We start from the raw sequence: 22478 nt of genomic DNA on the forward strand, positions 1-22478 counted from the left end.
AAATTTCTCCGCTTGGCGGGGGTGTTGAACATTACGTTCAAGACGGGTATTGTGTACGGATAGCAGACGGCAGTAAACTCGACGAATGCTTTATTTCGGGAGGAACGGATATGCCAAGCATAAAAGTATGGGCGTTGGGAATGGCGGCCGTGTTCGCCATGCTGTTTTCGGTTGTGGCGGCGGCGGTGCCGGCAAAGGGCGAACAGGTGCCGAGTTTTAGGGCGCTGGACATTCGGGGCCAGGAAGTGGATTTGGACACCATAATGGGGAACAAGCCCGATCTGGTCATTTTGTTCTTTTTCACGACCAGCACGGGGGAAGAAATTGCCGTGAAGTTGCGCCGCCTGGATGCGCTTTACAAGGAGAAACTGCGGATTGTCGCCATCGGCTGGAAAGAAGACGAACCCGCCCTGAAAAAATTCGCCGACGATCTGGCCATTGACTATTACATCATCAAAGACACTCCGGAACTCGGATCAGAAAAGAATTTCGGGCCATTCACCACGCTGCCGCTGACGTTCATTTTGACGAATAAGAAGGTGGTGTTGAAATCGCTGGTCGGCAGCGGCAAGGCGGAGGCGGACGTCATCAGCGACGTGGCGAATGTCTATTTCCAGCAACGCAAGACCGAACAAGCCAAGGCCGTGGCCGAAGTCGCCATCGAGGCCGGCGAAGATCCCAAGGTTGCGCGCAACGTAAAGGGGTTTGCGCTGGCTGCCGAAGGCAAACTGGATGAAGCCCAGGCGGAATTCGGCCAGATTGACTCGAAAGAAGGACTCGCCATGGTTGCGCTGGAAAAAGGCGATGCGGCCAAAGCCATCGAATTGGCCAGCGCCGCGGACCCCGGCAACGCCTACGCCGAAACCGTCAAAGGCACGGCGCTGATGCGGACCGGCAAACTGGACGAGGCCCAAGCGGCCTTTAACGCGGCGGCGGCCAAACCTGCCGAGGATTGGCAGAAGGCCGAAGCGGTCAACGGCGCGGGACGCATCGCGCAGGAAAAGGGCGATGTGGACACCGCCATTAAAAAGTACCAGGAATCGGTCGCCTTGGATCCCTACAACGTGGTGGCGCTGAGCAACGAGGGCGCCGCATATCGCCAGAAAGGCGATCTCAAGAAGGCCGAGGAAGTGCTCTCGAAAGCGCAGGAAATTCGGGACGACGGCATGGTCAAGGCCATGCTGCAACAAATACAAAAAGAAATGAAGGAAGCCAACGACGTCAAGCGCGGTGAACTGATTCGATCGCAGATCAACGATCTCAAGGCACGCTACGAGGCGCTCAAGGCGTCCGGAAAGGAAAAGCCCCTCGATGAGTGGTCCACGCGCCCGATGGTGCTGGCGTTCCTGCCGTCAACGTCCGAGCAAACCGCCTTCTTCGATCGCGCCGGCACAGATGTTGTCCTGCAGCGTGAAATTGAGGCAAGGGTGCAGGCCGACGGCCGCGTGAAACTCGTCGAACGCGCCGTCCTTGACAAACTTCTCCAAGAATTGAACCTGGGCTCATCGGATCTGGCGAAACAGGATACCCAATTGCAACTCGGCAAGGTCATGTCGGCCCGCATGCTCGGTTTTATTGATTTTGCGACGCTGGGCGCCGACACAATCATGTATATCCGTCTAATTGACACGGAGACCACTTCGATCGCGGCGCAAATCAAGCGCAGCGTGAAGGACCTATCGAATCTCGACGCTCTGGTGGACGGCGTCGTGCAGGAGATTGTCAAGAAAGCCGCCGAGGATCGTCAGATGCAGGGGTTGATTGCGGATGCGTCGGCCGACGATGCGGTGATTATCAACCTCGGCAAGGCGCACGGCGCAAAGCCGGGCCAAAAATTCATGGTCGTCAAGGAAGGCGAACCCATCGAGGCCGGCGGAAAGGTTATCGCGCATCGCGAGGCAAAGGTCGCCATGCTGGAAGTCACCAGCGTGGAAGACGAATACGCCATCTGCAAAGTGGTCAAGAAGGAAGAGGGCGTGCAACTCACCAAGGAAATGCGAATCAAACAGACTATGACGCAGTAAACCGCGGACCTTTTCGCCGATCGGGGATCGGTAAACGAACGCGGATCTGTTTTCCCGCATAACGGGCATTAAGGCCTAGATGCGTGTGTTGCTTGGCAGGTAACGTCTGCAATGTCTATGGCGTTGAGACCATGTCGTCCATGGGAAGGGGCGGACATGCGGGGTTCATACTGTCGGTAGCGCGATTCCTACCCGGTTTCGCGCCGCGCTTTTGGGTCTGCGCATCCAGGATGCGCATCGGAATATCTTCTGCTACAATAACCGCACGATGAATCTTCCCAACCGGTTGACATTGGCGCGTTTCGTGATGGCGTTGGGGTTCGTGGCCCTGATGTCGCTGCATCACTATTACACTTTTCTGGCTGCCTATGTGGTGTTTACCGCGGCGGCGATAACGGATTATTACGACGGTAAAATCGCTCGGGCACGCGGGCTGATAACGAATTTCGGCAAATTGCTGGACCCGGTGGCGGACAAGGTGCTGGTCGTCGGGGCGCTCATCATGTTGATGGACGTTCCGTGCCTGTGGATTCCGGGCTGGACTGTCGTGGCGATAATCGCGCGCGAATTTCTCATCACCGGCGCGCGTGCGCTGGCGGCCAGCGACGGATTGGTCATCGGGGCGAATTGGTGGGGCAAGACCAAAACCGTCACCCAACTGGTCTTCGTGTTCATATTTTTGTTCCTTGCGATTGTCGCGCAGGTATGGGAACGGTACGAGGCGGCGCTGGCGCCGGCCACGCGCTATCTAGACACATACCTTGCCGCGGTTCGTTACGCCTCGCTGTGCGCGATCGTGCTGGTGGCCTGCATAACCATCTATTCCGGCGCGCAATTCCTGTACGCCAATTGGCGCGCCATTCAAGGGGGAGGGCAATCATGAGCGACACATCGTCATCGCGGGCCATAGTGGACCTTGGCGCCTACGCGCATAACCTGAGGCTTGTCCGCCAGATTATTCCGGCGGATTGCCAGATCATGGCCATCATGAAAGCCAACGCCTACGGCCACGGCGCGGTTCCCCTCGCCCACCGCGCCATCGCGGAAGGCGCATCCATGCTGGGCGTGGCCATGGTGGACGAGGCGATCGTGTTGCGCGAAAACGGCATAAAGGCGCCGATTCTCGTGTTGGTGCAGCCGCCCGAAGATGCGCTTCCGGCCCTCATCGAATACAACCTGCGCCCGATGTTGTCCGACGTGCGGGCCGCCGAACGGCTCGGCGAACTCGCGCGCAAAGCCAACAAAATGATCCCCGTCCACTGCAAGGTGGATTCCGGCATGGGCCGCCAGGGCTTCGAACTCGACGAGGCCGTGCGCAACATGCTGTTTTTAACCCGTGTGCCGAACATAGACATCGAGGGCGTGGCGACGCATTTTCCCGTGGCCGACCTGCCGGACAATCCCTTCACCCTGAACCAAATCCGGCAATTCAAGCAGGTGCTGCGGCAACTCGACAAAGAAGGCATCCCCTACGAAATCGCCCATGCCGCCAACAGCGCGGCCATTCTGAATTACCCTTCCAGCGCGTTCGGCATGGTGCGGCCGGGATTGATGACCTACGGGGCGTGGCCGGGCGAAACACCGCCCGCTTCCTCACCGCTCAAACCTGTCCTGAGATGGGAAACGCAGGTCATTCTCGTGAAGGAACTCGAAGCCGGCGCAAGCGTCGGGTACGGCCGAACCTACACGGCCCCGGAAGCCTCGCGCGTCGCCATTCTGCCTGTCGGATACGCCGACGGCTACAAGCACAGTTTGTCGAACAAGGCCGATGTCCTTATCCGCGGCAAGCGCTGCCCGGTCCGCGGAAGTGTTTGCATGGATCAAATTGTGGCCGACGTGTCCGCGCTCAAGCATGTCGAGGCCGGCGATACCGCCACCCTGATTGGCACGGACGGCGACGAAACCATTACCGTCGAGGAACTCGCGCGGCACGCCCAGAGCATCCCCTACGACATTCTTGCCGGCATCGGCACGCGCGTCCAGCGAAAATACATCGAATAAGGCGCCATCACCCCTGAATGTTCATCACGGCCGCCCCGTGCGGGTTGATCTGCGGCGCGGCGGGCTTTTCCTCCTTGGCGATTGTCTCGAAGAGTTCCTTCCATGTGTCGCGCATCGCGGTCATGTGCTGGATGCATTCCTCGATGGGCGCCGTCTGCTTGCGGATGTTGGCCATAATCAGAAGGTGCTGAAAATATTCGTAGAGCCGGTCGAGATTCCGGGCCAGTTCCCCCGCGTTCATATTTAGCGCGCCGCGCAGCTCGCCGAGGATGTCCTGGGCGCGTATGAGGTTGTTGTGAACGCCCTCGACGCTGCCGCGATCCAACTGCCGCCGGGCCTCTTCGGCGCGCTGGATGGCCCCGTTGAACATCATCACGATCAGCTTGCCTTGCGAAGCCGTTTCAACATCCACTTTCTTGTATACGCCATATCCGGCTGTTGACGTGGCCATGTGCAACTCCTTATCCGTCTTCACCAATCGTATTTCGACAAGGCGGTAATTGCCGTGCTTTGCGATTGCATTTGCGAGGAGAATTGTTCGAGCGCCGCAAACTGTTTTTTCAATCGCGTTTCCTTCTTCGCGATGGATGCGTTCAAACGATCTATTCGGGCATTGATGTCCTGGACTTGCCGGTCAATGCTTCCGTTGGATTTCGCCCGGTCGTTCAGGAATCCACCCACTTTGGTGATGCTGTCCAGATAGGCATACAACTGGTCGGCGACACCCGTCGTTCCGGTGTTGTAGAACACATTCTGCACGTTGAGCCGCGCGGTGCGCAATGCCTCGCGCAGGGTGTCCTCCTTCAGTTGCAGATGCGACGTCGTGCCCGCGTCGAACGTGTCGCCGGTCGTGATGCCCAGGTCAATCAGGGACTTGTACGAACCGCTGATGCCCGACACCGATCCAAAAACCAGTGTTTGCAGCGTGGCCTTGATTTCTTTGATGGTCGCGTCGTTGGCCAGCGTGCCGTCCTTGGCCGTCAACGCCACAATCTTGTCCACGGACTCGTTGAACGACGTGATGAACGAATTGACGCTTTCGACGATTTTGTCGTCGTCCGCCGCAATCGTCACTGTGCTCGTACCCGTGCTCAGCAGCCTAAGCGTCACGCCGCCGATGGCGTCCGACACCTCGTTGGTGTTTCGGGTCTGCACGGGCCCGCCGTTGATGGTAAACTGGACGTCGCTGCCCGCCGTTTGCGTCGGCGAAACGAGGTTCGTTACCGACAGGAAATTGCTCGTTCCCGCCGTGAAACTGATGGTGCGGCTACCCAGCGTCTTGGCCACGAATCGCAGCGAATCCGTTGTGCCGTCGTAACTTGCGCTCACTTGCGCGCCGGAATCGTTAATGCGCTGCACAACATCGAGCATGGTGTCGGCGGCGGGATCCACCGAAATTGTTACACCGTTGATTTTGAATGTGCCCGCTGTGATCGCGCCGTTGGCGAAGGAAACCTGGTTCAGCAATTTTGCACTATCAATAGCCCCAAGGTTCCGTGTGCTCGTCGCGACCGTCGAACCGCCGCCGCTTGTGCTCTGAGTGGCTTCCGTCACATGGATGGCCGAGAGGAAGTTGCTGGTGTCGTCGTCGGCCCCGAAATTGATGATTGCCGTGTTACCCGGCGTGCTGTTTTCAAAAGTAATTTTGTCCGTGAGCGCGTTGTAGGAAGCCGTAACGCCCGCGCCGCTGGCATTGATGGCCGTCAACACTTGATTGAGCGTCTGCGTCGCGGGATCGACCGTAATGGAAACGCCGTTGATGGTGAAGGTTCCGGCCGTCACCGCCGTGGTCATTCCGCTCGACGACAGGACCGCGCCGGGATTGATGGCTTGCCCCATCGCGCTGCTGCCGGTCGCGACGGTGGCGCTGGCCATTTGCGTCACGTTCACGGCATAGGATCCGACGACGGGGTTGGGCCCCGATATGGAGGCCGTAAGCACTTTGTTGTCGCTTGTAGTCGCCGTATATTGCGAAAATACACCCAGAAGACGGAAATCCTGAATTTTCGCGCGCAAGGTCTGGAGTTGCGTGCGCAGTTCTCCGATGGCGCTTTTCTGGGAATTGAGGGCTTTGATTTGATTCTGTAGACGGGTCACGGGCTGGCGCTCAATGGCCATAAGCTGGCTGACAATACTGCCTGTGTCCAACCCCGTCATGAGGCCGCCGACACTGAACGAACTCGACATACTCGATCCTCCCGCCGCTTGCGGTCCGGCGTCTGCCCGGCAACCCCGCCGTCTGCGTCCATTCTCCACAGCCGGCATGCCGCAATCGGCCTAACCTGTCTCAATTATTCATCGCTCCGTTTATCGGTTTCCGAAGCCTGAACTTTAATCAATGGGGCAAAGAATCTTTGTTTTATGCCTCAAATACCTTTTTTACGCATTATTCTTCATTTTATGCAAGCATTGTGCCGAGGATCGCCATAAAATTGATACGAAATCCTTTTGGCGATACAATAGGGACCGTGGTCAAGCGCCGAAGGAAAGAAAGTGAAAAAATGGCACGACGTATCAGCCTTGTGATGTTGGCTTGGTTGGCCATCGCGGTTGCGGTAAGCGCCAGCCTGTTTTTCAAAGGGTCCAATGGCCCCTTTCTTCCCGTCTTGGCACAAGGCGCGGAACAGGTGTCGGCGTCCAATGGCGGCCGGGTCGTGATTCTCGGATTCGATGGCGTCGAGCCGTCCATCGTGGATGCGATGTTGTCGGCGGGGAAACTGCCGAATCTGGCGAAATTGCTCGACAACGGCGGCTCCTACCAGCGGCTGGCGTCCAGCAATCCCCCCCAATCGCCGACGGCGTGGTCGTCGTTTGCCACGTGTAAAAATCCCGGGAATCACGGTGTCTACGATTTTCTGCGGCGCAATCCCAACAATTATCTGCCGGGTCTGGGATTTGGCGCCATGAAACAGCCGGAACTCGCGCCGGACGGATCGCTGGCGTCGCCGGCCGCATTCACCAATTACCGCAAAGGCGAGACGTTCTGGGCGGTGGCCGGCGCGGCGGGGCTTGCGACCAAATTGCTGGTCGTGCCGTTTGCCTATCCCGTTGAACGCATTGCCGGCGGAACGATGCTTTGCGGTCTCGATGTTCCGGACATTCGCGGCACGCAAAGCACCTATTTCGCCATGTCGGATCGTTTCGAGCACGTGGAGAGTGTTCCCGGCGGCGTGCGGCTCCCTATCAAGTTCGAGGGTGGCGCGGCAACGGTCATGGTCCCCGGTATTCGCAATCCCGCGACCCGGCAATTCGTCGAAGTCCCGCTCAAACTCATGCACGACCGCGAAAGCCGGGCGGTTGCGTTCGATCTGGCCGGAACGACGGCGAAACTAGCCGAGAATACATGGTCCGAATGGCTGGAATGGACGTTCGAGTTGTCCCCGCAATTCAGCGTGCGCGCGATCAGCCGACTGCACGTGCTCGAAGCCGGCGAACATGTGCGCCTCTACATGACCTGCCTTCAAATGCACCCGCGCGCGCCGCTGGCGCCCATCAGCAATCCCGATGATTATGCCGGGCAACTGGCGGACCGTTACGGCCTGTACAAGACGGTCGGATGGCGCTTCGACACAAAAAGCCTGCAACAGGACGATATGACGGAAGACGTGTTCCTGGAAGACGCGCGGCAGACCATGGCATGGCAGGAAACGCTCACCCTGGATGAGATAACGATCAGCCCGTTCCGGCTGATGGTTTCCGCATGGACCGCCACCGACCGCGTCGCGCACATGTTCTGGCGCTACCGCGATCCGAAACATCCGCTTTACAACGAGGAAGGCGCGAAAAAATACGGCGGGGCCGTCGAGGAAACCTATGCCAAGATGGACGACATCGTGGGAAAGGTCTCGGCGAAACTCGGCCCGGACGATTTGCTGATGGTCATGTCCGACCACGGATTCCATAGTTTCCGCAAAGGATTCAGCATCAATACCTGGCTAATCCGCAACGGGTATCTCGCCGTCAAGGATCAGTCGGACGCGGCGACGGCCTTCACGAACGCCAAATATCTCGAAGCCTTCGACTGGTCGCGCAGCAAGTCCTACGGGCTGGGCCTCGGCAGCATTTTCCTCAATCTCAAGGGACGCGAGGGACAGGGCATTGTCGCTCCAGAGGAATCCGCGGCGCTGCTCGCCGAAATCCGCCAAAAACTTCTGGACGTCAAGGATCACGAAACGGGCGACAGCGTGTTTCGCGCGGTGTACATAAAGGCCGATGTGTACAAAGGGGCCGCGGAGGCCGACGCGCCGGATCTGCAAGTCGGCTATGCGGACGGCTACCAGACAGACAAGGCGTCGGCGGCGGGAGCCGCGCCGAAAGACCTGTTCTCGCCCAACGACGACAAGTGGAGCGGCGAGCATGCCGCGTCGGATGTGGCGGACACGCCCGGCATCCTTTTCGCCAACCGTCCCATGGAACCCAATGCCGCCATCATCGATCTCGGCGTGACCGCGCTTGCGTTTCTCAACGTGAAACCGCCGGACGATTTCGAAGGGAAACCGCTGATCAAATAAGCCTATGCTTCCGTTCCGCTGTGGGCGACAAAACGCGGAACTCAGGCAAGAAGCGGCTCGGGCGACATGCTCAGATAATCGAGAAAAGCCGCGAATTCGGGCAAATGCCGCAACGACTCGCCAAAGCGCAATCCCGCGTGCGAACGATGCCCGGCGCCATGCCGCGCATGCACCACGTCCGCATGCCCGCTCAAGGCCCGCGGAAGCGACAAACGATCGGGGCAAATCTCCGTAGGAATGGACACGGAAACGCGCTGGCCCGGAGAGAGAGTCTGCCGCGTCTCAATGAGCAGGCCGCCACGCGAAATGTCGTGAACGATGGCGGGGGCAATCAATGTGCGCCCGTGCGCCGGTTCATCAATGGACACGGAAACCTTGAAACGAACCTTCATGCGATCGGATTCGCGCCGGTTTTCGTCATACTTGCCGGTCATCGGACCGTCTCTCCATCGAACGTTGTCGGCCAGGCCACATACCTGTTCATAGTAGCACAAAAAGAATTCAACGTAAAGACGAGAGAAAATCCCAAAATCCGGAAAAATCCGACTCCTTGCGGAATTGCGGCGTGTAGGCGATCCCTTCAGGGCGTCGCAGGCCGGACTGGCCAACGGGCTGAAACCCGCACTACAAACACGCTGCCTTGGCGCAAGAAATTGTTTGGACAACGATGGTTTCAAGCATTGCTTTTCCCGCGATCACAAGACGCTTTGCGATGTCGTTCCTTCGTGATTCAAATGGTTCCGGACGGCAAGGCCATCAGATCAGCCTTCCAAAACAACCGGGCGGGGGTGTTTCGCCTTCCCCTTCCCCTTCCCCTTCACCTTCGCCTTCACCTTCGCCTTCACCTTCTCCTTCACCTTCGCCTTCACCTTCGCCTTCGCCTTCGCCTTCGCCTTCGCCCTCGCCCTCGCCTTCACCTTCCCCTTCACCTTCGCCTTCGCCTTCGCCTTCGCCTTCGCCCTCGCCTTCACCTTCGCCTTCACCTTCGCCCTCGCCTTCACCCTCGCCCTCGCCTTCACCCTCGCCCTCGCCTTCGCCCTCACCCTCACCCTCGCCTTCGCCGGCAATAACATTGAGCGTGATCAGGCGGGTTGTAGTTTTGCTGGCGGTCGTGTCGGCGATTTCGACAGTGTCGGTATAGACGCCCGGTCCGAGCGCGTTGGCGGCGTCGGTCAGGTAGATGGACAGCGCCATCTGCTGCTGTTTCAATAGGCCGCCCTGCAGTCGGCGCTTTGCCCAGCGGCCGTCGTCGAATCGCAACGCCGACCAGTCCGCCGTGTGCGTCACGGTCAGTTCCAAGTGCGCCGTCCCGGTGTTTTCGAGCGTGTACACCGCCTCAAACACCTCCGAAGACTTGCCCGCGGTTTTCTCGATCGTCGCACCGGCGTATGGCGTTGCCGCAAGCACACCGCCCGGTTCGCCGAGTTCCGTGTACCATACATCCCCAGTGCCGGAGGTAATGGAAAGGGGGCCATCCCAGCCGTTGGGCGCGCCGCCGATGACCCACAGTTTGTTGTCGTACACGAGCACCGTCGGCCGGACGCGCGGCGACCACGGCGCGGCATCCGTCGCCTGCGTCCATTCAATCCCGTCTTCCGTGTACCACACGTCGTTCAACTCCGTGTACTTCGTCTCGCCGTCCACGTACTCAGTTGTCACCCCGCCGAGTATCCACAGCTTGCCTCCCGCCGCTATCGCCGAATGGAACCATCTCGCTCTCCACGGTGATGACGCCGCCACTTTCGTCCACTTGCCATCGGGATTCCGGTTCCACACATCATTGTAAACGCACCACGCGTACTCGCTGCATCCCCCAAGCGACCAGATTTTCCCGGCGAACGTCGCATAAGCCGCGGTCCAGTTGGATCCCCGGCCCGTACTGGACCATGTGCCATCATCGGTCAATTGCAGCTCGTCCCCATAATAGTGAGCAAGCCCGACTTCCGCATCCGCCCAGCTTCCGGTAAGGCCAGAATAGTACGCCCTGTCGTTCAGCGTGAAAAAGGCGTGCTCCTGTTTTTCCCATGGTTTGATCGGGAGCGGCCCGCCCTCGAGCGTCCAAGTCAGGCCGTCCGCCGAACTATACGTCTTGTCGCCGACGGCCCATAGTCTGTCTTGCAGCACGAATTCGGGGAAATGGCCGTCGCTGCCGGTCGGCGTCCAGTTCGCGCCGTCCGTCGAGGTCACCGTGTGCCATGCGTGATCCGACGCCGTTTGCGCACGTATCCACATCCGATTGTCGAACACCACCCCGGCCTGCAACTCCGTCGCGTCGAAACCAGGACGAAATGGCCGCTTCCAATCCACGCCGTCCGTCGTAAACCAGGCATCAACGCGTTGATCGGTGCCTTGCATTGCCCAGAGCTTCCCGTCGAGTACCGGCGCGGCAAAGCTCGACGTTGGTGCCCAAGGCCCGTGTTCGACCGCCAGATCCCAATTGACGCCATCGGACGATGACCAGACATCGTTCACGCGCCCTGACAAGGTGCATCCGCCAAGGATCCACAGGTTCCCACCAAATACGGCGCAAGCATGCTCACTGCGTCCCTCCCATGCGGCGTGCTCGACAAGCAGAGACCATTGCAGGCCATCTGATGAACACCAAACATCGCCATAGCGAGTTCCTGCTGTTCCGCCACAAAAATCATGCCCACCAGACAAATACAGTGTCCCGTCCCATTCGACGACAGCGAAGCGGTCTCGCCCACTCCAAGGTGCGAGGTCCAAGTCTCGCCTCCATTCTACGCCATCCGCGGAACTCCAGATTACGTTATGTCCAGTACACGCAACAAAATCAAAGTCCAGGCTGATCACCCATAGTCTTCCCTGAAAGGAAAAGAACGTGCAGATCAACGAAGGCGCCCAAGGTGTGCCATCGAGAATCTTTAACCAGTCAGTCCCGTCATCAGACGACCATAACTGTTCTATGTAGTGCGTTTGGTCGTTCGAGTAGATCTCTTTCCCAAACAAGGCCCAAATACGATCTCCAAGAACCGCCATGTACTGTACGCCATAACTATTAGGCCATGGTACACTACTCGTTTCGGCCGTCCAGTTGGTGCCATCGCATGTTGTGTATCGCTGGTTTCTGGCGAACACAAGGAAACGGTCTGACAACGAAACGGTATTGAATTGGTATAGCCTGGGGCGAACATCTGAAGCACGATCAAGAACCATGGTCCAGTCTTTCCCGGCTTCACCCGCGGCGCCTGGCTCCGCAAGCAGAACCACAAGAAATATCAAAACGTGCGGGAAAGCGCGGCGAATCATGTTGGACTTGAACATGGCTATTTCCTCATTCGCATGGAGGCTGCGAAACGGTGGACTTCACGATAGATATGTCGTCGAAGCTCCATTCGCGCAGGTCCGTAGGAGTGTGCGCTACGATCATCCCTACGTGGATGGCAGGATCTTCCGTAACGGCGCCGGGAAAGTGACAATTCGCATAAGCCGCCTTGTGCGGATAGAGCGGATCCTGTGGATCAAAAATGTCATGGAAGGGAATGACCTCGGCCCAGGCACGACGGGCTTTGTCGGACGAGTCCCGCTCGCGCATCCACACCCGGACCACCTCTCCTTGCGCTTGGATATGCATTTCGTACCAGGTTCCAGGCACAAGCGGCCCGAGTCGGGTCTCTGGATGATTCGAATCCCGGCCGTCCATGTTCGTGCCATCGGGCGCGTGATAGAAGATGTGGCTGAGGGGTATGTCCTCAAGCGGGGTTGATCCATCATACAGCAGGGTCTGCTCATCCTTCTGCAAATCGATATGCGTAATAGTTCCGGTGTTCTCCGGATCGCGCAATTCGACGTAGACCATGTCTTCAGGATTTCGGCGAAATACGAACCGCGAGTATCCGCGCGTCGAGTAAGCGGACCCTGTATACTCAAAATCCAGCGTCAGGTCCAGGTCGCCCGGATTCGGATTTGCCTCAGTCGCGGGCGGCAGCAGTATCCGAATGACATCCTTGGAATGGTTCTGGCTCCACGCGCCGTTACTCTTTAAGACGAGATGTTCCGGATTGGGCGAGTCGTCGGCGATAATCCAGTCGTTCATGCCGCTGACCGGGTCCCACGGCGGCAGACTTGCATAGTAGTCTTCTGAATACACCGTTGGCACGGTCAACTCCTGGTCTTCGAAGTTGTCCCAGACGAGCAGTTCGGTCTTGAACATCTGCGGGTCGGGATCGCCGCCCTGGAACGCCCGCCCGCGCACGACGAGGCTGCCGGCGGGAATATCGTTCACCACGTCGTCCACCGCGCTGAAATACCCCACCACCGTTCCTTCGTGATCCTTGACAATCAGCGAACCATTGGGCGGTTCGAGAACGGGCGGATCTCCTTCGCCCTCGCCTTCCCCTTCACTCGCGACAATCCAATCGTGATGGATGAAATCCCCGGCGAGGTAGAGCGTCGGCCATTGGTCTTCCGTCCGGCTCGAACTCCATGTCCATTCCGGATCGAAACGCACGACCACATCGCCTTCGGCATTTCGCAGCACGAACTGCGGGGTGTCCTCGGCCACGGTGAGATCCAGTTCGCTGGCCGACGGTTTGACCATGCCTTCGATGGCGAAATCGCCATCCTCGTCGATCGAGAAGGCGTCCTTGTAGAACTCGATATTCTCCGTCGCATCCGTCGCGTGGTTGTGCCGGCTGAACGGCGGCGCCGTGACCGCGAACCGCGTTTTCATGGCTTTCTTCACCGCGGCTTCGCAGTCAAGAATTCCCCATCCCGTCTCCTTGTCCCGTTTGCCGTCAACCGTGCAACCGGTGGCGGGATGGAGGAGTTGGAGTTCGTTGTAGTGCTCCTTGTCTTGGCAGTACGGCTTGTAGCCATAGTCGTCTTCATAGCACAGGTCTTTCGCGGTCCACTGCATGATGGCCTGCACTTCCGATTGCGAGAGGTTGATGTTTACGGTCAGGAGCAGGGCCGCCAAGCCCGCCGCATGCGGATAGGCCGCCGACGTGCCCTGATAGGTGAAGTACATCTCGGGAGCGCCGGTCTCGTTTGCCCCCGCATTGGGAAAAAAGAGCGCCCACGGCCCCGTCGACATTTTGGGGCAGAGATTATCTGAGTTCGGCGTAACATAATCGTTTTTCATGCAGCACGCATGGCCGGGAATCTTCTTGCTGCCGGAAGGCGCCATGACGTCGAGCATCCACCCGTAGTTGCTTCCACGAACCCCGCCAAAATCGATGTTGTTGCAGCGCTGGCCGGCATAGTTCACGGCGCCGACCGTAATGACTTCGGGCAGAACGGCGGGATAAACGACATTCGGATTGGCCGGATCGCCGATGTCCTGATTGATATTGCTGGCCGGAACGACCACAACGCATCCTTTTTTGCGCGCGTAACATATCGCATCGTAACTCTCGGGATAATAAGACCGTGTAAGGGCCAACAAAGCGATCACGTGCGCACCGGAATCGGCGGCATACTTCACGGCATCGGCCATGTTTTTATCGTATAGCGTGTCGCCGCCAAGCCCGACGGACATATAAAAGCTGGTATAACGAATGGGCATGACCTTCGCGTGCCAGCAAATACCGGCCATTCCGTAGCCATTGTTGCCGCGCGCGGCCACCTCGCTGATGCCTTCGTTGCCGTGCGCAATCCCCCACAACAGGGGATCGTCCACGGGATAGGGCCAAGGGTCGCCCCCATCCCATGCGGGATATCCGGTCGTGTCCGCGTTGCCTGCGAAGTCCCAGCCGAAAAAGTCGTTTGCCCTGCTGTTGCCGTCGTAGTTTCCGGGGCCGTGTTCGATGACGTTGTTCACTTCCTGCCAGTTGATCCATTGGTTGCTCTTCGCATAGTCGTCCGGCCTGATGCCGTGGATTTCCTCGCCCTCGCCTTCCCCTTCGCCCACGATATCCGATGCATAGAAGTCCGGATGGCCCCGGTATCTGTTTTCATCCTTGTCTTCCGCCGTGCAATGGGGACATTCCGAATCGGAGATTCCCGCTTTGGGCGAAGTGATGTAATCGAGCATGACGCCGTTGTCTATGCCCGCGACGACCACGTCCGGGTGCGTGTCGAAAGGCGGTTTCAGATTGAATCCGTATTCCGGGTTGGATTCATAGAGGATTTTCCATGCGCCCGGCGCGTTGATATGGCCCTTGTCGAAAGTTCCGCAATAGCCGGGCGTTCCAGGCTCGCACTCGTGATTCTGGCAATCGTCCTCGCACGGGTCGTCGTTACACTGAACGGAGTAGCCGTTGTTGAAAAGGGTGTACTGGCGGTGCGGGGAAAGATTATGGGGCGTGGAACCGTACAGCGGATCGTTTGGATGGCCGTCGTCCTCGACCGACGCCCATGTTTCATACAAATGCGAAAAAGAGGGCGCCGCCTCGATGGGCTTGCCGCTCTCTTGCAGCCGATTCGCGATGGCGACGGTGCTGGCCGGATTGCGGGAAGGAACCCGGAAACGGTATCCGGTTTTGCCTATCGCGGAATAGTCGATCTTTTCGAGAATTTCGATATCGTATTCGGCGGCGAGCGTCTGGACTTCGGATTCGGGCGTCGCAACCGGAAAACTGGCATACAGGTATTCGGTTTCGAGTTCCTCGGCGTCCGGCGCGACTTCATACACCGGCCGGGCATCCTCCACCTCGGGCATTTTGCGCAGATTGTGGAGCATGTTGCGCACCTCGCGCTTGGCCTTGCCGGGTTTGACACGGATCACTGCCGCACGGTTACGATGCCGATCAAGCGCCTCCAACTGAACCGAATCCATTTCTTCGGCTTCCGACTGCCTTCTAATTATACCATTCAGGTTGGATTTCGCAACATTTTTCTTGAATCGAACGCCGACTTTCTCCGTGGACATCCGGATGCGAACAGGGATGCCACCCTTGCTGTAGTATACCTCCGGAATCTCATCGCCACCGGGCTTGGCCGCCCATGCGTTCGGAATAATGCCCATTAGACAAATCACCCCCAACGAAACAGACAACCTCGACATCAGGCCGGGTCCTCCCCTCAGTCATACGTCACAATATAATGCTATTAAACACAACTAGACTAATACTATGATATTATCCAAAAACCCGTACGGAAAGCGCGTAGGACAGACTGTCCAGTCTGTCTGGCTTTGTACGTATTGCGTTCCAGGAATGACAGACTGGACAGTCTGCCCCGCATTTCGCGCCCAAGGGACTTTCCGTACACGCTCTTGGAAACAGCCTTTCCATCTTTCGATTTCTATTCCGACGAACCAAGCCGGATCGTTATGCTTCCGTTTGGTTCGATCAAAACACCGGCGTTTTGATTCTGTATGTTGACTGTTTCCCCATAAACAGATACCCAGTTATCGTAACGTATGTTTATACCCGCCACATCGTTATTCGACATGGAAATCGAGTCCGACAGCATAAAGGTACTCGAAGAATCCGTGGCGCTCGAGTACATCATGATGAGGGAAGCACTCGGAGTAACACCTTCTCTCATGGCTGCCAGCCAAGCCAATGATATTTTTGTGTTTGGACACGTGGATAGCAGGAGGCCGGCTTGAGCCGGTTCCGGATAGGCCGTGCTGCTTTCCGGATAGGCCAACAACGCCACGCCGGGTGTAAAATTGCAATTTTCCGTACTGCCCACCGCCACGACGCCCGTTCTGCCCATGAGAAGCGCCGACCCGTCGTGCGCGTCCAAGAGCGCCGAGTGCGGGCCATTCAAATAAAGCGCGGCTTGCTCGTTTCCACATCCTTCTCCTTCGCCTTCCCCATCGTCTTCCCCATTGGTTATGGAAAGATAATCGGTCGAAATGCCGCACTTCGATTCGTCCATGCCGTCCATTTCCGGCTGGGCGCCGATGGAATCCGATTCAACGCTCTGTCCGCGGAGGATGATGTTGCGCATGGGATTTGGAAACGTCATGCCTTCCGGCAATAGCGTGTTTTCCGATCCCCCTTCCACAACGGCTCCAATACACAGTATCGCCAATCCTGCTCCCGGCACGCCAAGAAAGACTTTCTTCATTGCGCATCCTCCCATCGTCCATTGACTGTTCCTGTACGGACGCCGACAAACACCCTTTTCCCGAAACCCAGTATGGCACAACCGGCGCGGTTTGTCAATAGGGCTATTGCACATACTTTACGGGGGGGGGGTACAGATGGTACGGACGGGGCCTTTCAGAACCTTTTCGCCGTTCCGAGGGAAGCAGGTAAACCGCCAAGGTAGCGGCTATCATGCGGTCGTTTGCCAAGGGACCGGAACGCGGTCCTACGGCTTTTTCACGAATTCCTTGTAGCTTTTGACGATTTGTGGTTTGATTTTGGCGCTTCGCGTCTTGATCGCCTTCAGTTCTTTTTCCGACAAAATCACGCCAAATTCAAGCGAGACCCGCTTGCTTTCCCCGGCTTTCAGGGTGTGAAGCAGGCCCAGTTCCTCGTCCACCTGGCGGCCTTCCACGCCGCAGTTGCACGGCTCGAATCCAATCACGTAGTCCTGTTCGCCCATCTGCTTCCACTCGACGAAGCGGGGCAACTCGTCCTTGTTGTATTTCACATAAACGCCGAAACCCTCCCCGCGCGCGAACCCGTCGTTCGCCATGGCGACGGTGACGCTGCCGTCCGGAGCGGGAACCATGTCGTGATAGTAGCACTTTTCCTTGTATTGATGGGTCGGCGGGTCCATCTTGTGCCAGTTTTCCTTGCCGTCTTCGGCCACGGCGTCGCGCGGCGCGACAAAACGGCTCGGCGCGATCATTTCGGAGCCGGCGTCCACCGCCGGCCAGCCGATGTTGCAATGGTACAGCAGCATGTATTTCGTGTCGTTGAACCCCTCGTTCGCGACGACATCGTGAATCCAGAACCGGCGTTCGCCGAGTTTCGTCGAAACGGTGCGGGTCAGCGTCAGGTTTTCGCCGAAGACCACCGTTTCGCGCATCGTGCCCGTGACGCTCATGACGAACTCGCCGCCCTGCCACTCCTGGACGATTTTGATGTTTCGCGCGGGGGTGTGGCCGATGCGGCCATGGAGGCCGTTGCCGAGCAGCGCGCTTTCCGGACGCGGCGCGCCGACATGCGTCAGGCCGCAGGTGGTGACCAGTCCGCCGAAATAACTTCGGAGCCACCGAAGCCCTTCCGCCTCGAAATACTGTGGCGCAACGTCGCCCGTGGCCGATCGCCACCCCATGGCGCGTTGGTTGTGCGAGGCGGCGGAAATATCCAGGCAGCGGTCGAGCAGGACCGTCAATTCAAGCCCCGTGCCGGTATGCAGGATGGCGGCGCGCGCCGGGCGTTCATTGCCGTCGTCCAGTTGTACCGTGCGGATGCCCGCGATTTGATCCATGTTGCCGACACGGCGGCGCAAATCGGCCACCCGGTATTTCTTGCCATAGAGTTCTATCATCGCACGATCTCCCGGTTCCGTTTAGATCCTCGTGCGAATAGCATACGCGCCGAACACGGCGTATTGTCAAGGAAAAACGATCGTCTTGTAATTGATCGCGCGGGAACGAAACAAATGTGGGAATGGCCGTGAAGTGGCGGCGCCGGCCGGGAACCTGATAGCATGCAGGCGCGCCAAGGAAAAGAATGTTTTGGAGGGTAGTTCAGCGTGCTGGCATTGGGCAAGCGCGTCGGCAATGTGGTTCGCCTGGCGGAAGTCGTGCAGGTGTTGATCAAGCACGGTTTCGCCAACGTGGTCCACCGCGCTCAACTCCACGAGGGGATTCCCGCGCGGCTGTTGCGCGGTATGCATATTCTCGAAACACCTTCGGGCGAACCGGAAACCCAGGGCAAGCGCCTGTGCGCGGCGCTGATGGAACTCGGGCCGACGTTCGTGAAATTCGGGCAAATCCTCAGCACGCGGCCCGATCTGGTCGGCAACGCCGTCAGCGAATCGTTGCAGGACTTGCAGGACCGCGTGATAGCCGCGCCGTTCGACGCCATCGAGCAGGTGATTGTGGACGAGTTGGGCAAGCAGCCCTCCTCGCTGTTTGCCCGCTTCGAGCGGACGCCGGTGGCGGCGGCCTCGCTGAGCCAGGTGCACCGGGCGGCTCTCAAGGATGGAACGGCTGTCGCTGTGAAAGTCCAGCGGCCGGGCATCGAGCGCGTCATCGAGTCCGATCTGAGTCTCATGCGTCGCATCGCGGAATGGGTGGCGGCCCATGTCGAGGAAATCGCCTGGACGGATCCCGTGGGTGTCGTGGACGAATTCGCGCGTTCGATCACGCGGGAACTTGATTTCACCATCGAAGGCCGGGTCATCGAGCGATTCCGCGCCAATTTCGCGGGAACCGACGAGATCTTCGTGCCGCGCGTATACGAGGACTTGTCGGCGCGGCGCGTGCTGACAATGGAATGGGTGGACGGGGTGCGGATAGACGCCCTTGAATCCTACCCCGAACGCCATTGCACGCCCAAGGCCGTCGCCAACATTTGCTGCGAAATGTTGTGCCGGCAGGTGTTCGATCATCATCTGTTCCATGCCGATCCGCATCCCGGCAACATTTTCGTGACCCACGACAATCAAATCGCGTTTCTCGATTACGGCATGGCCGGGCACGTCGAACATACCGACGGGATCGCGTTCGCGGAACTCCTGCTGGCCATTTTCCGGGAAGACGCCGACGCCTGCATCAACGCGATGCTGCCGTTGACGATGACCGGCGAATGCGAGAACCGCGCACGGCTTCACCACGAGATCGCCGACTTTCTCGCCTTCGAGGCGCGGGCGGTCGTCAGCGGTGGAAACGTCGGCGAGGGCATCAAGCGGATGGTGGACATCCTTCGCAACAACCGGCTTCAGTTGGCGCCGCGTTTCTCGTTGCTGCTGAAAGCGCTGGCCACCGTCGAATCGGTCGGCCACCTCCTCGATCCCAAAATGGACATGGTGCCCGTGATCCAGCCGCACGTCGAACGGCTCGTCGCGCAGCGCTATTCGCCCGCCCGCATGATGCGCGACGCGGAAAGCGGTCTCACCGCCATGATCCGCCTTTCGCGGGAACTGCCGGCCGACCTGAAAGAGTTGATCGGGCTTTTGCGCAAGGGACACTTTCGCGCACAGATCCGCCATGAGGGGGTCGAGCCCATCGCGGGCGCGCTGGATCGCGGCAGCAACCGCATCGCGTTCGGCCTCATTACGGCCGCCCTCATCGTGGGATCGAGTTTGCTGATACGCATGGGCGCCGGCGTCAGCCATCTCGGACTGGCGGGCTATCTTGGGGCGGGAATCCTTGGGATTGCCCTGCTCGTTTCCATTCTCCGATCGAAAAACTATTGACGTGGGTATCGCCCATAACCCATTTTCTCGCGCTCGCGCTCGTGCATGTAATCGTGCTCGTAATCGTAATCGCTCTCAAAACCCCGCGATTTTCGCACTCGCCCAATTATTGAACTTCAATTGATTGCGCAAGTTATCCAAAACTTTCTTGTTGCTTTTTGTAGAAGCCAGATTTTAAGGTACTGATACGGTCCGGCCACCGCGCCACCGTCGAAAAAACAGGACAGCCGCATGGCAGAAAACATACGGGAGGTAAAAACGATGTTTGGAAAGACAATGGCATGGGGACTCATAATGGCGGCTTTCGCGGCGTTCGGCGCGGACAAGACGGAACCGGCCAAGGAATTCAACGGTTTGCCGCTGGTGTTCACCGAGGATTTTGAAAAAGGATGCGAGCGATGGGCGCCAACCGACGCGAACGCATGGAAAATCGTGGAGGAAAACGGCAACCACGTCTACAGCCTTTTTCAACAGAGCAACTATCAGCCGCCGGTGCGTTCCCCCAAAAATATCGCATGGATAAAGGACCTCAAACTGACGGATTTCGTTCTGGAGGCGAAAATCAAGCAGACCGGCCGGGAATACGGCCACCGGGATTTCTGCGTTTTTCTCGGCGGAAACGACCCGTCCCATTTTTATTACGTCCACATGGCGACAAAGGCGGATGATCACGCCAACTCGATTTTCCTCGTGAACGGCGCGCCGCGCGTTTCCATCGCCAAGGATCGAACGAACGGAACGGCATGGGACGACACGTATCACACGGTCCGCATCGTGCGCGACACCGGCGCCGGATTGATCCACGTTTTCCGCGACGACATGTCCAAGCCCATCATGACGGCGGAAGACAAGACTTTTCCGTCGGGCGGCATCGGCTTTGGATCCTTCGACGACACGGGGAATGTGGACGATATTCGCATTTGGGGCAAACGCCCCTGATCGCGGCGGGATATTGACAGCGAAGATCCAGACCGCGATAATCGTTTCAAAACTGCGGCGGCCCGCGCCGGAAACAACAAGGAGAATGACGTGTCTCCCAAGAGGTTTGGCAAGTGCCCAAGGAATTCCCTGGCGCCGCTGACACGCGCGCGCGAACTGGCCGGACAACTGACGCGCAGCATCCTTGAGGGGACGTATCCAAGCGGTTCGCGCCTGCCCACGGAACGCGAATTGGCCGAGTCGTTCAGTGCGACACGCACGACCGTGCGCGAGGCGCTGAAACGGCTCGAGGCGCTGGGGTTGGTGCGGATTCTGCAGGGATCGGGCATCTATGTGGAAGATTTTCAACTGACCAGCGGCATCGAACTTTTCGATGTGCTGCTCGCGAACGAGGATGGATCGGTCAATTTGAGATTTCTGCGCGATGTGCTCGAATTCCGGGGGCATATGGTGCGGATTATCGTGCGGCTTGCCGCGGTCCGAAGGACCCCGGAAGAACTCGCCGCCATCCGTGAAATGGTACACAAACGGCGACAACGCCCCGACGATCTCGAACGGATTGACGAACTGAACCTCGACCTGTTCCGCGCCATCGCCGAAGCCGCGCACAACCAGGTCTATCGCCTTGTTTTCAACACAATGGGCCGGATTTACGTAAAACTGCGCGGCCTTTACGACACGCCGCTGCTGGGATTTGACCAGACGCAGGTTCTTTTCGAACGGCTCTTGGACGCATTCGAACACCAAGACGACGCCATGGCCGAATTGCTCATTATTCGCTATATGGACGCGCTTCGGAAAACGCTTGGTTTCGAAGAGAAAACCACCGGCATCCTTGAATTGGGCGCATCCGGGGAAGCGGCATGGCGCGCGAACCTTCCGGAAACCCTGAAAGAAAGGTTGTAGCGCACGGGCATTCGTGGTAGGATAACGCATGAGCAAACGAATGTCACAAGGCGCGGCGGGACACATTCAGTCGCATTTTGACCGCCGCGAACAGAGTTTTTGTCTGGAAGCACTTGAATCCGGCAAGTTCGACGGGCTGACGGACGAAGCGTGGGTCAAGTTATGTGAAGGCATATCGAAAGACGGCAAGGCAAAAGTAGCGGACGCTGCGGATCGGACGAGTTCCGAAAGCGTTTCCGGAGTGGTGAAAACGCCGTGAAAAGAACCGAAACGGCGGTAGCGTGGTGTCAGTACAGGTTGTTCGAGGGCTGGATAGATCGGCCGATGACGGCTGTTGCAGACGGGTGAATCTAAAGGAGATCAGACAGGAATGAACATTTACGTGGGCAATATCGCGCACCAAACCACCGATGCGGAGCTTCGACAGGCATTCGAAGCCTATGGGCAGGTTCAGTCCGCCACGGTCGTCAAGGATAAGTTTACGGGTGAATCCCGCGGTTTTGGGTTCGTGGAAATGCCCGAACAGGCCGAGGCACAGGCGGCCATATCCGGTCTCAATGGCACTGAACTGGGTGGGCGCAAGCTCAACGTTAACGAGGCGCGTCCGCGCGAGGATCGTGGTTCAGGCGGTTCGCGCGGCGGCGGGCCCCGTCGCGGCGGCGGTGGTTATGGCGGTGGCGGTTCACGCGGGGGTTCGCGCGGCGGCGGTGGTTATGGCGGAGGCGGCGGATTTGGCGGCGGCGGTTCACGCGGCGGCGGACGCCGTTACTAATCCAAGCGGCCCCTCAACCTTGTCTTTGTGCGCGCTCCATTCAGGAACCGGCCGGGCGGGCGGTTCTTGGGTGGGACGAGGCGGTTCATG

Annotated in this window: 16 protein-coding genes; 9 read left to right on the forward strand and 7 right to left on the reverse strand. The window is 58.4% G+C overall.

What is annotated here, in order from left to right:
- Positions 1 to 110 precede the first annotated feature (110 nt).
- The 3 genes from P5540_10425 to alr all read left to right on the forward strand — a co-directional run bounded on the left by P5540_10425 (position 111) and on the right by alr (position 4025).
- Positions 111 to 2024 (forward strand): tetratricopeptide repeat protein, encoded by a 1914-nt coding sequence (locus P5540_10425; GenBank protein HRT65229.1) that lies wholly within the window; start codon positions 111 to 113, stop codon positions 2022 to 2024.
- 268 nt (positions 2025 to 2292) lie between these two features.
- On the forward strand, positions 2293 to 2907 hold the full coding sequence (pgsA, locus tag P5540_10430) for a CDP-diacylglycerol--glycerol-3-phosphate 3-phosphatidyltransferase (protein ID HRT65230.1): 615 nt from the start codon (positions 2293 to 2295) through the stop codon (positions 2905 to 2907).
- A complete protein-coding gene (gene alr / locus P5540_10435) occupies positions 2904 to 4025 on the forward strand; it encodes an alanine racemase (protein ID HRT65231.1) in 1122 nt (373 codons plus the stop codon). The genes pgsA and alr overlap by 4 nt, the downstream gene beginning before the upstream one ends.
- A 7-nt stretch (positions 4026 to 4032) precedes the next feature.
- Here the strand turns inward: alr and fliS are convergent, their stop codons facing one another.
- Together fliS and fliD are read right to left on the reverse strand one after the other, a co-directional pair.
- Positions 4033 to 4476 (reverse strand): flagellar export chaperone FliS, encoded by a 444-nt coding sequence (gene fliS / locus P5540_10440; protein HRT65232.1) that lies wholly within the window; start codon positions 4474 to 4476, stop codon positions 4033 to 4035.
- A 20-nt stretch (positions 4477 to 4496) separates the two neighbouring features.
- On the reverse strand, positions 4497 to 6212 hold the full coding sequence (gene fliD / locus P5540_10445; GenBank protein ID HRT65233.1) for a flagellar filament capping protein FliD: 1716 nt from the start codon (positions 6210 to 6212) through the stop codon (positions 4497 to 4499).
- A gap of 314 nt (positions 6213 to 6526) precedes the next feature.
- Here fliD and P5540_10450 point away from each other — a divergent pair, with 314 nt between their 5' ends.
- Positions 6527 to 8536: an alkaline phosphatase family protein gene (locus P5540_10450; protein ID HRT65234.1), complete on the forward strand. Its 2010-nt coding sequence runs from the start codon at positions 6527 to 6529 to the stop codon at positions 8534 to 8536.
- Between the two features lie 41 nt (positions 8537 to 8577).
- Here the strand turns inward: P5540_10450 and P5540_10455 are convergent, their stop codons facing one another.
- The 5 genes from P5540_10455 to P5540_10475 all read right to left on the reverse strand — a co-directional run bounded on the left by P5540_10455 (position 8578) and on the right by P5540_10475 (position 17896).
- Positions 8578 to 8970, reverse strand: coding sequence for a PilZ domain-containing protein (locus P5540_10455; protein ID HRT65235.1), 393 nt, complete (start codon positions 8968 to 8970; stop codon positions 8578 to 8580).
- A 322-nt stretch (positions 8971 to 9292) separates the two neighbouring features.
- Positions 9293 to 10891 (reverse strand): hypothetical protein, encoded by a 1599-nt coding sequence (locus P5540_10460; protein ID HRT65236.1) that lies wholly within the window; start codon positions 10889 to 10891, stop codon positions 9293 to 9295.
- Positions 10892 to 11831: 940 nt separating this feature from the next.
- Positions 11832 to 15275: a S8 family serine peptidase gene (locus P5540_10465; GenBank protein ID HRT65237.1), complete on the reverse strand. Its 3444-nt coding sequence runs from the start codon at positions 15273 to 15275 to the stop codon at positions 11832 to 11834.
- A gap of 467 nt (positions 15276 to 15742) precedes the next feature.
- Entirely contained in the window at positions 15743 to 16519 is a 777-nt protein-coding gene (locus P5540_10470; protein ID HRT65238.1) for a hypothetical protein, read from the reverse strand.
- A 246-nt stretch (positions 16520 to 16765) separates the two neighbouring features.
- A complete protein-coding gene (locus P5540_10475; protein ID HRT65239.1) occupies positions 16766 to 17896 on the reverse strand; it encodes an aldose 1-epimerase family protein in 1131 nt (376 codons plus the stop codon).
- 207 nt (positions 17897 to 18103) lie between these two features.
- Here P5540_10475 and P5540_10480 point away from each other — a divergent pair, with 207 nt between their 5' ends.
- The 5 genes from P5540_10480 to P5540_10500 all read left to right on the forward strand — a co-directional run bounded on the left by P5540_10480 (position 18104) and on the right by P5540_10500 (position 22388).
- A complete protein-coding gene (locus tag P5540_10480) occupies positions 18104 to 19771 on the forward strand; it encodes an AarF/ABC1/UbiB kinase family protein (protein HRT65240.1) in 1668 nt (555 codons plus the stop codon).
- Between the two features lie 261 nt (positions 19772 to 20032).
- Entirely contained in the window at positions 20033 to 20710 is a 678-nt protein-coding gene (locus P5540_10485) for a hypothetical protein (protein HRT65241.1), read from the forward strand.
- A gap of 90 nt (positions 20711 to 20800) precedes the next feature.
- Positions 20801 to 21616, forward strand: coding sequence for a FadR/GntR family transcriptional regulator (locus P5540_10490; protein HRT65242.1), 816 nt, complete (start codon positions 20801 to 20803; stop codon positions 21614 to 21616).
- A 28-nt stretch (positions 21617 to 21644) separates the two neighbouring features.
- Entirely contained in the window at positions 21645 to 21875 is a 231-nt protein-coding gene (locus P5540_10495) for a hypothetical protein (protein HRT65243.1), read from the forward strand.
- Between the two features lie 111 nt (positions 21876 to 21986).
- Entirely contained in the window at positions 21987 to 22388 is a 402-nt protein-coding gene (locus P5540_10500) for an RNA-binding protein (GenBank protein ID HRT65244.1), read from the forward strand.
- Positions 22389 to 22478: the final 90 nt, after the last annotated feature.

Source organism: Candidatus Hydrogenedentota bacterium (assembly GCA_035450225.1).
Lineage (GTDB): Bacteria > Hydrogenedentota > Hydrogenedentia > Hydrogenedentales > SLHB01 > DSVR01.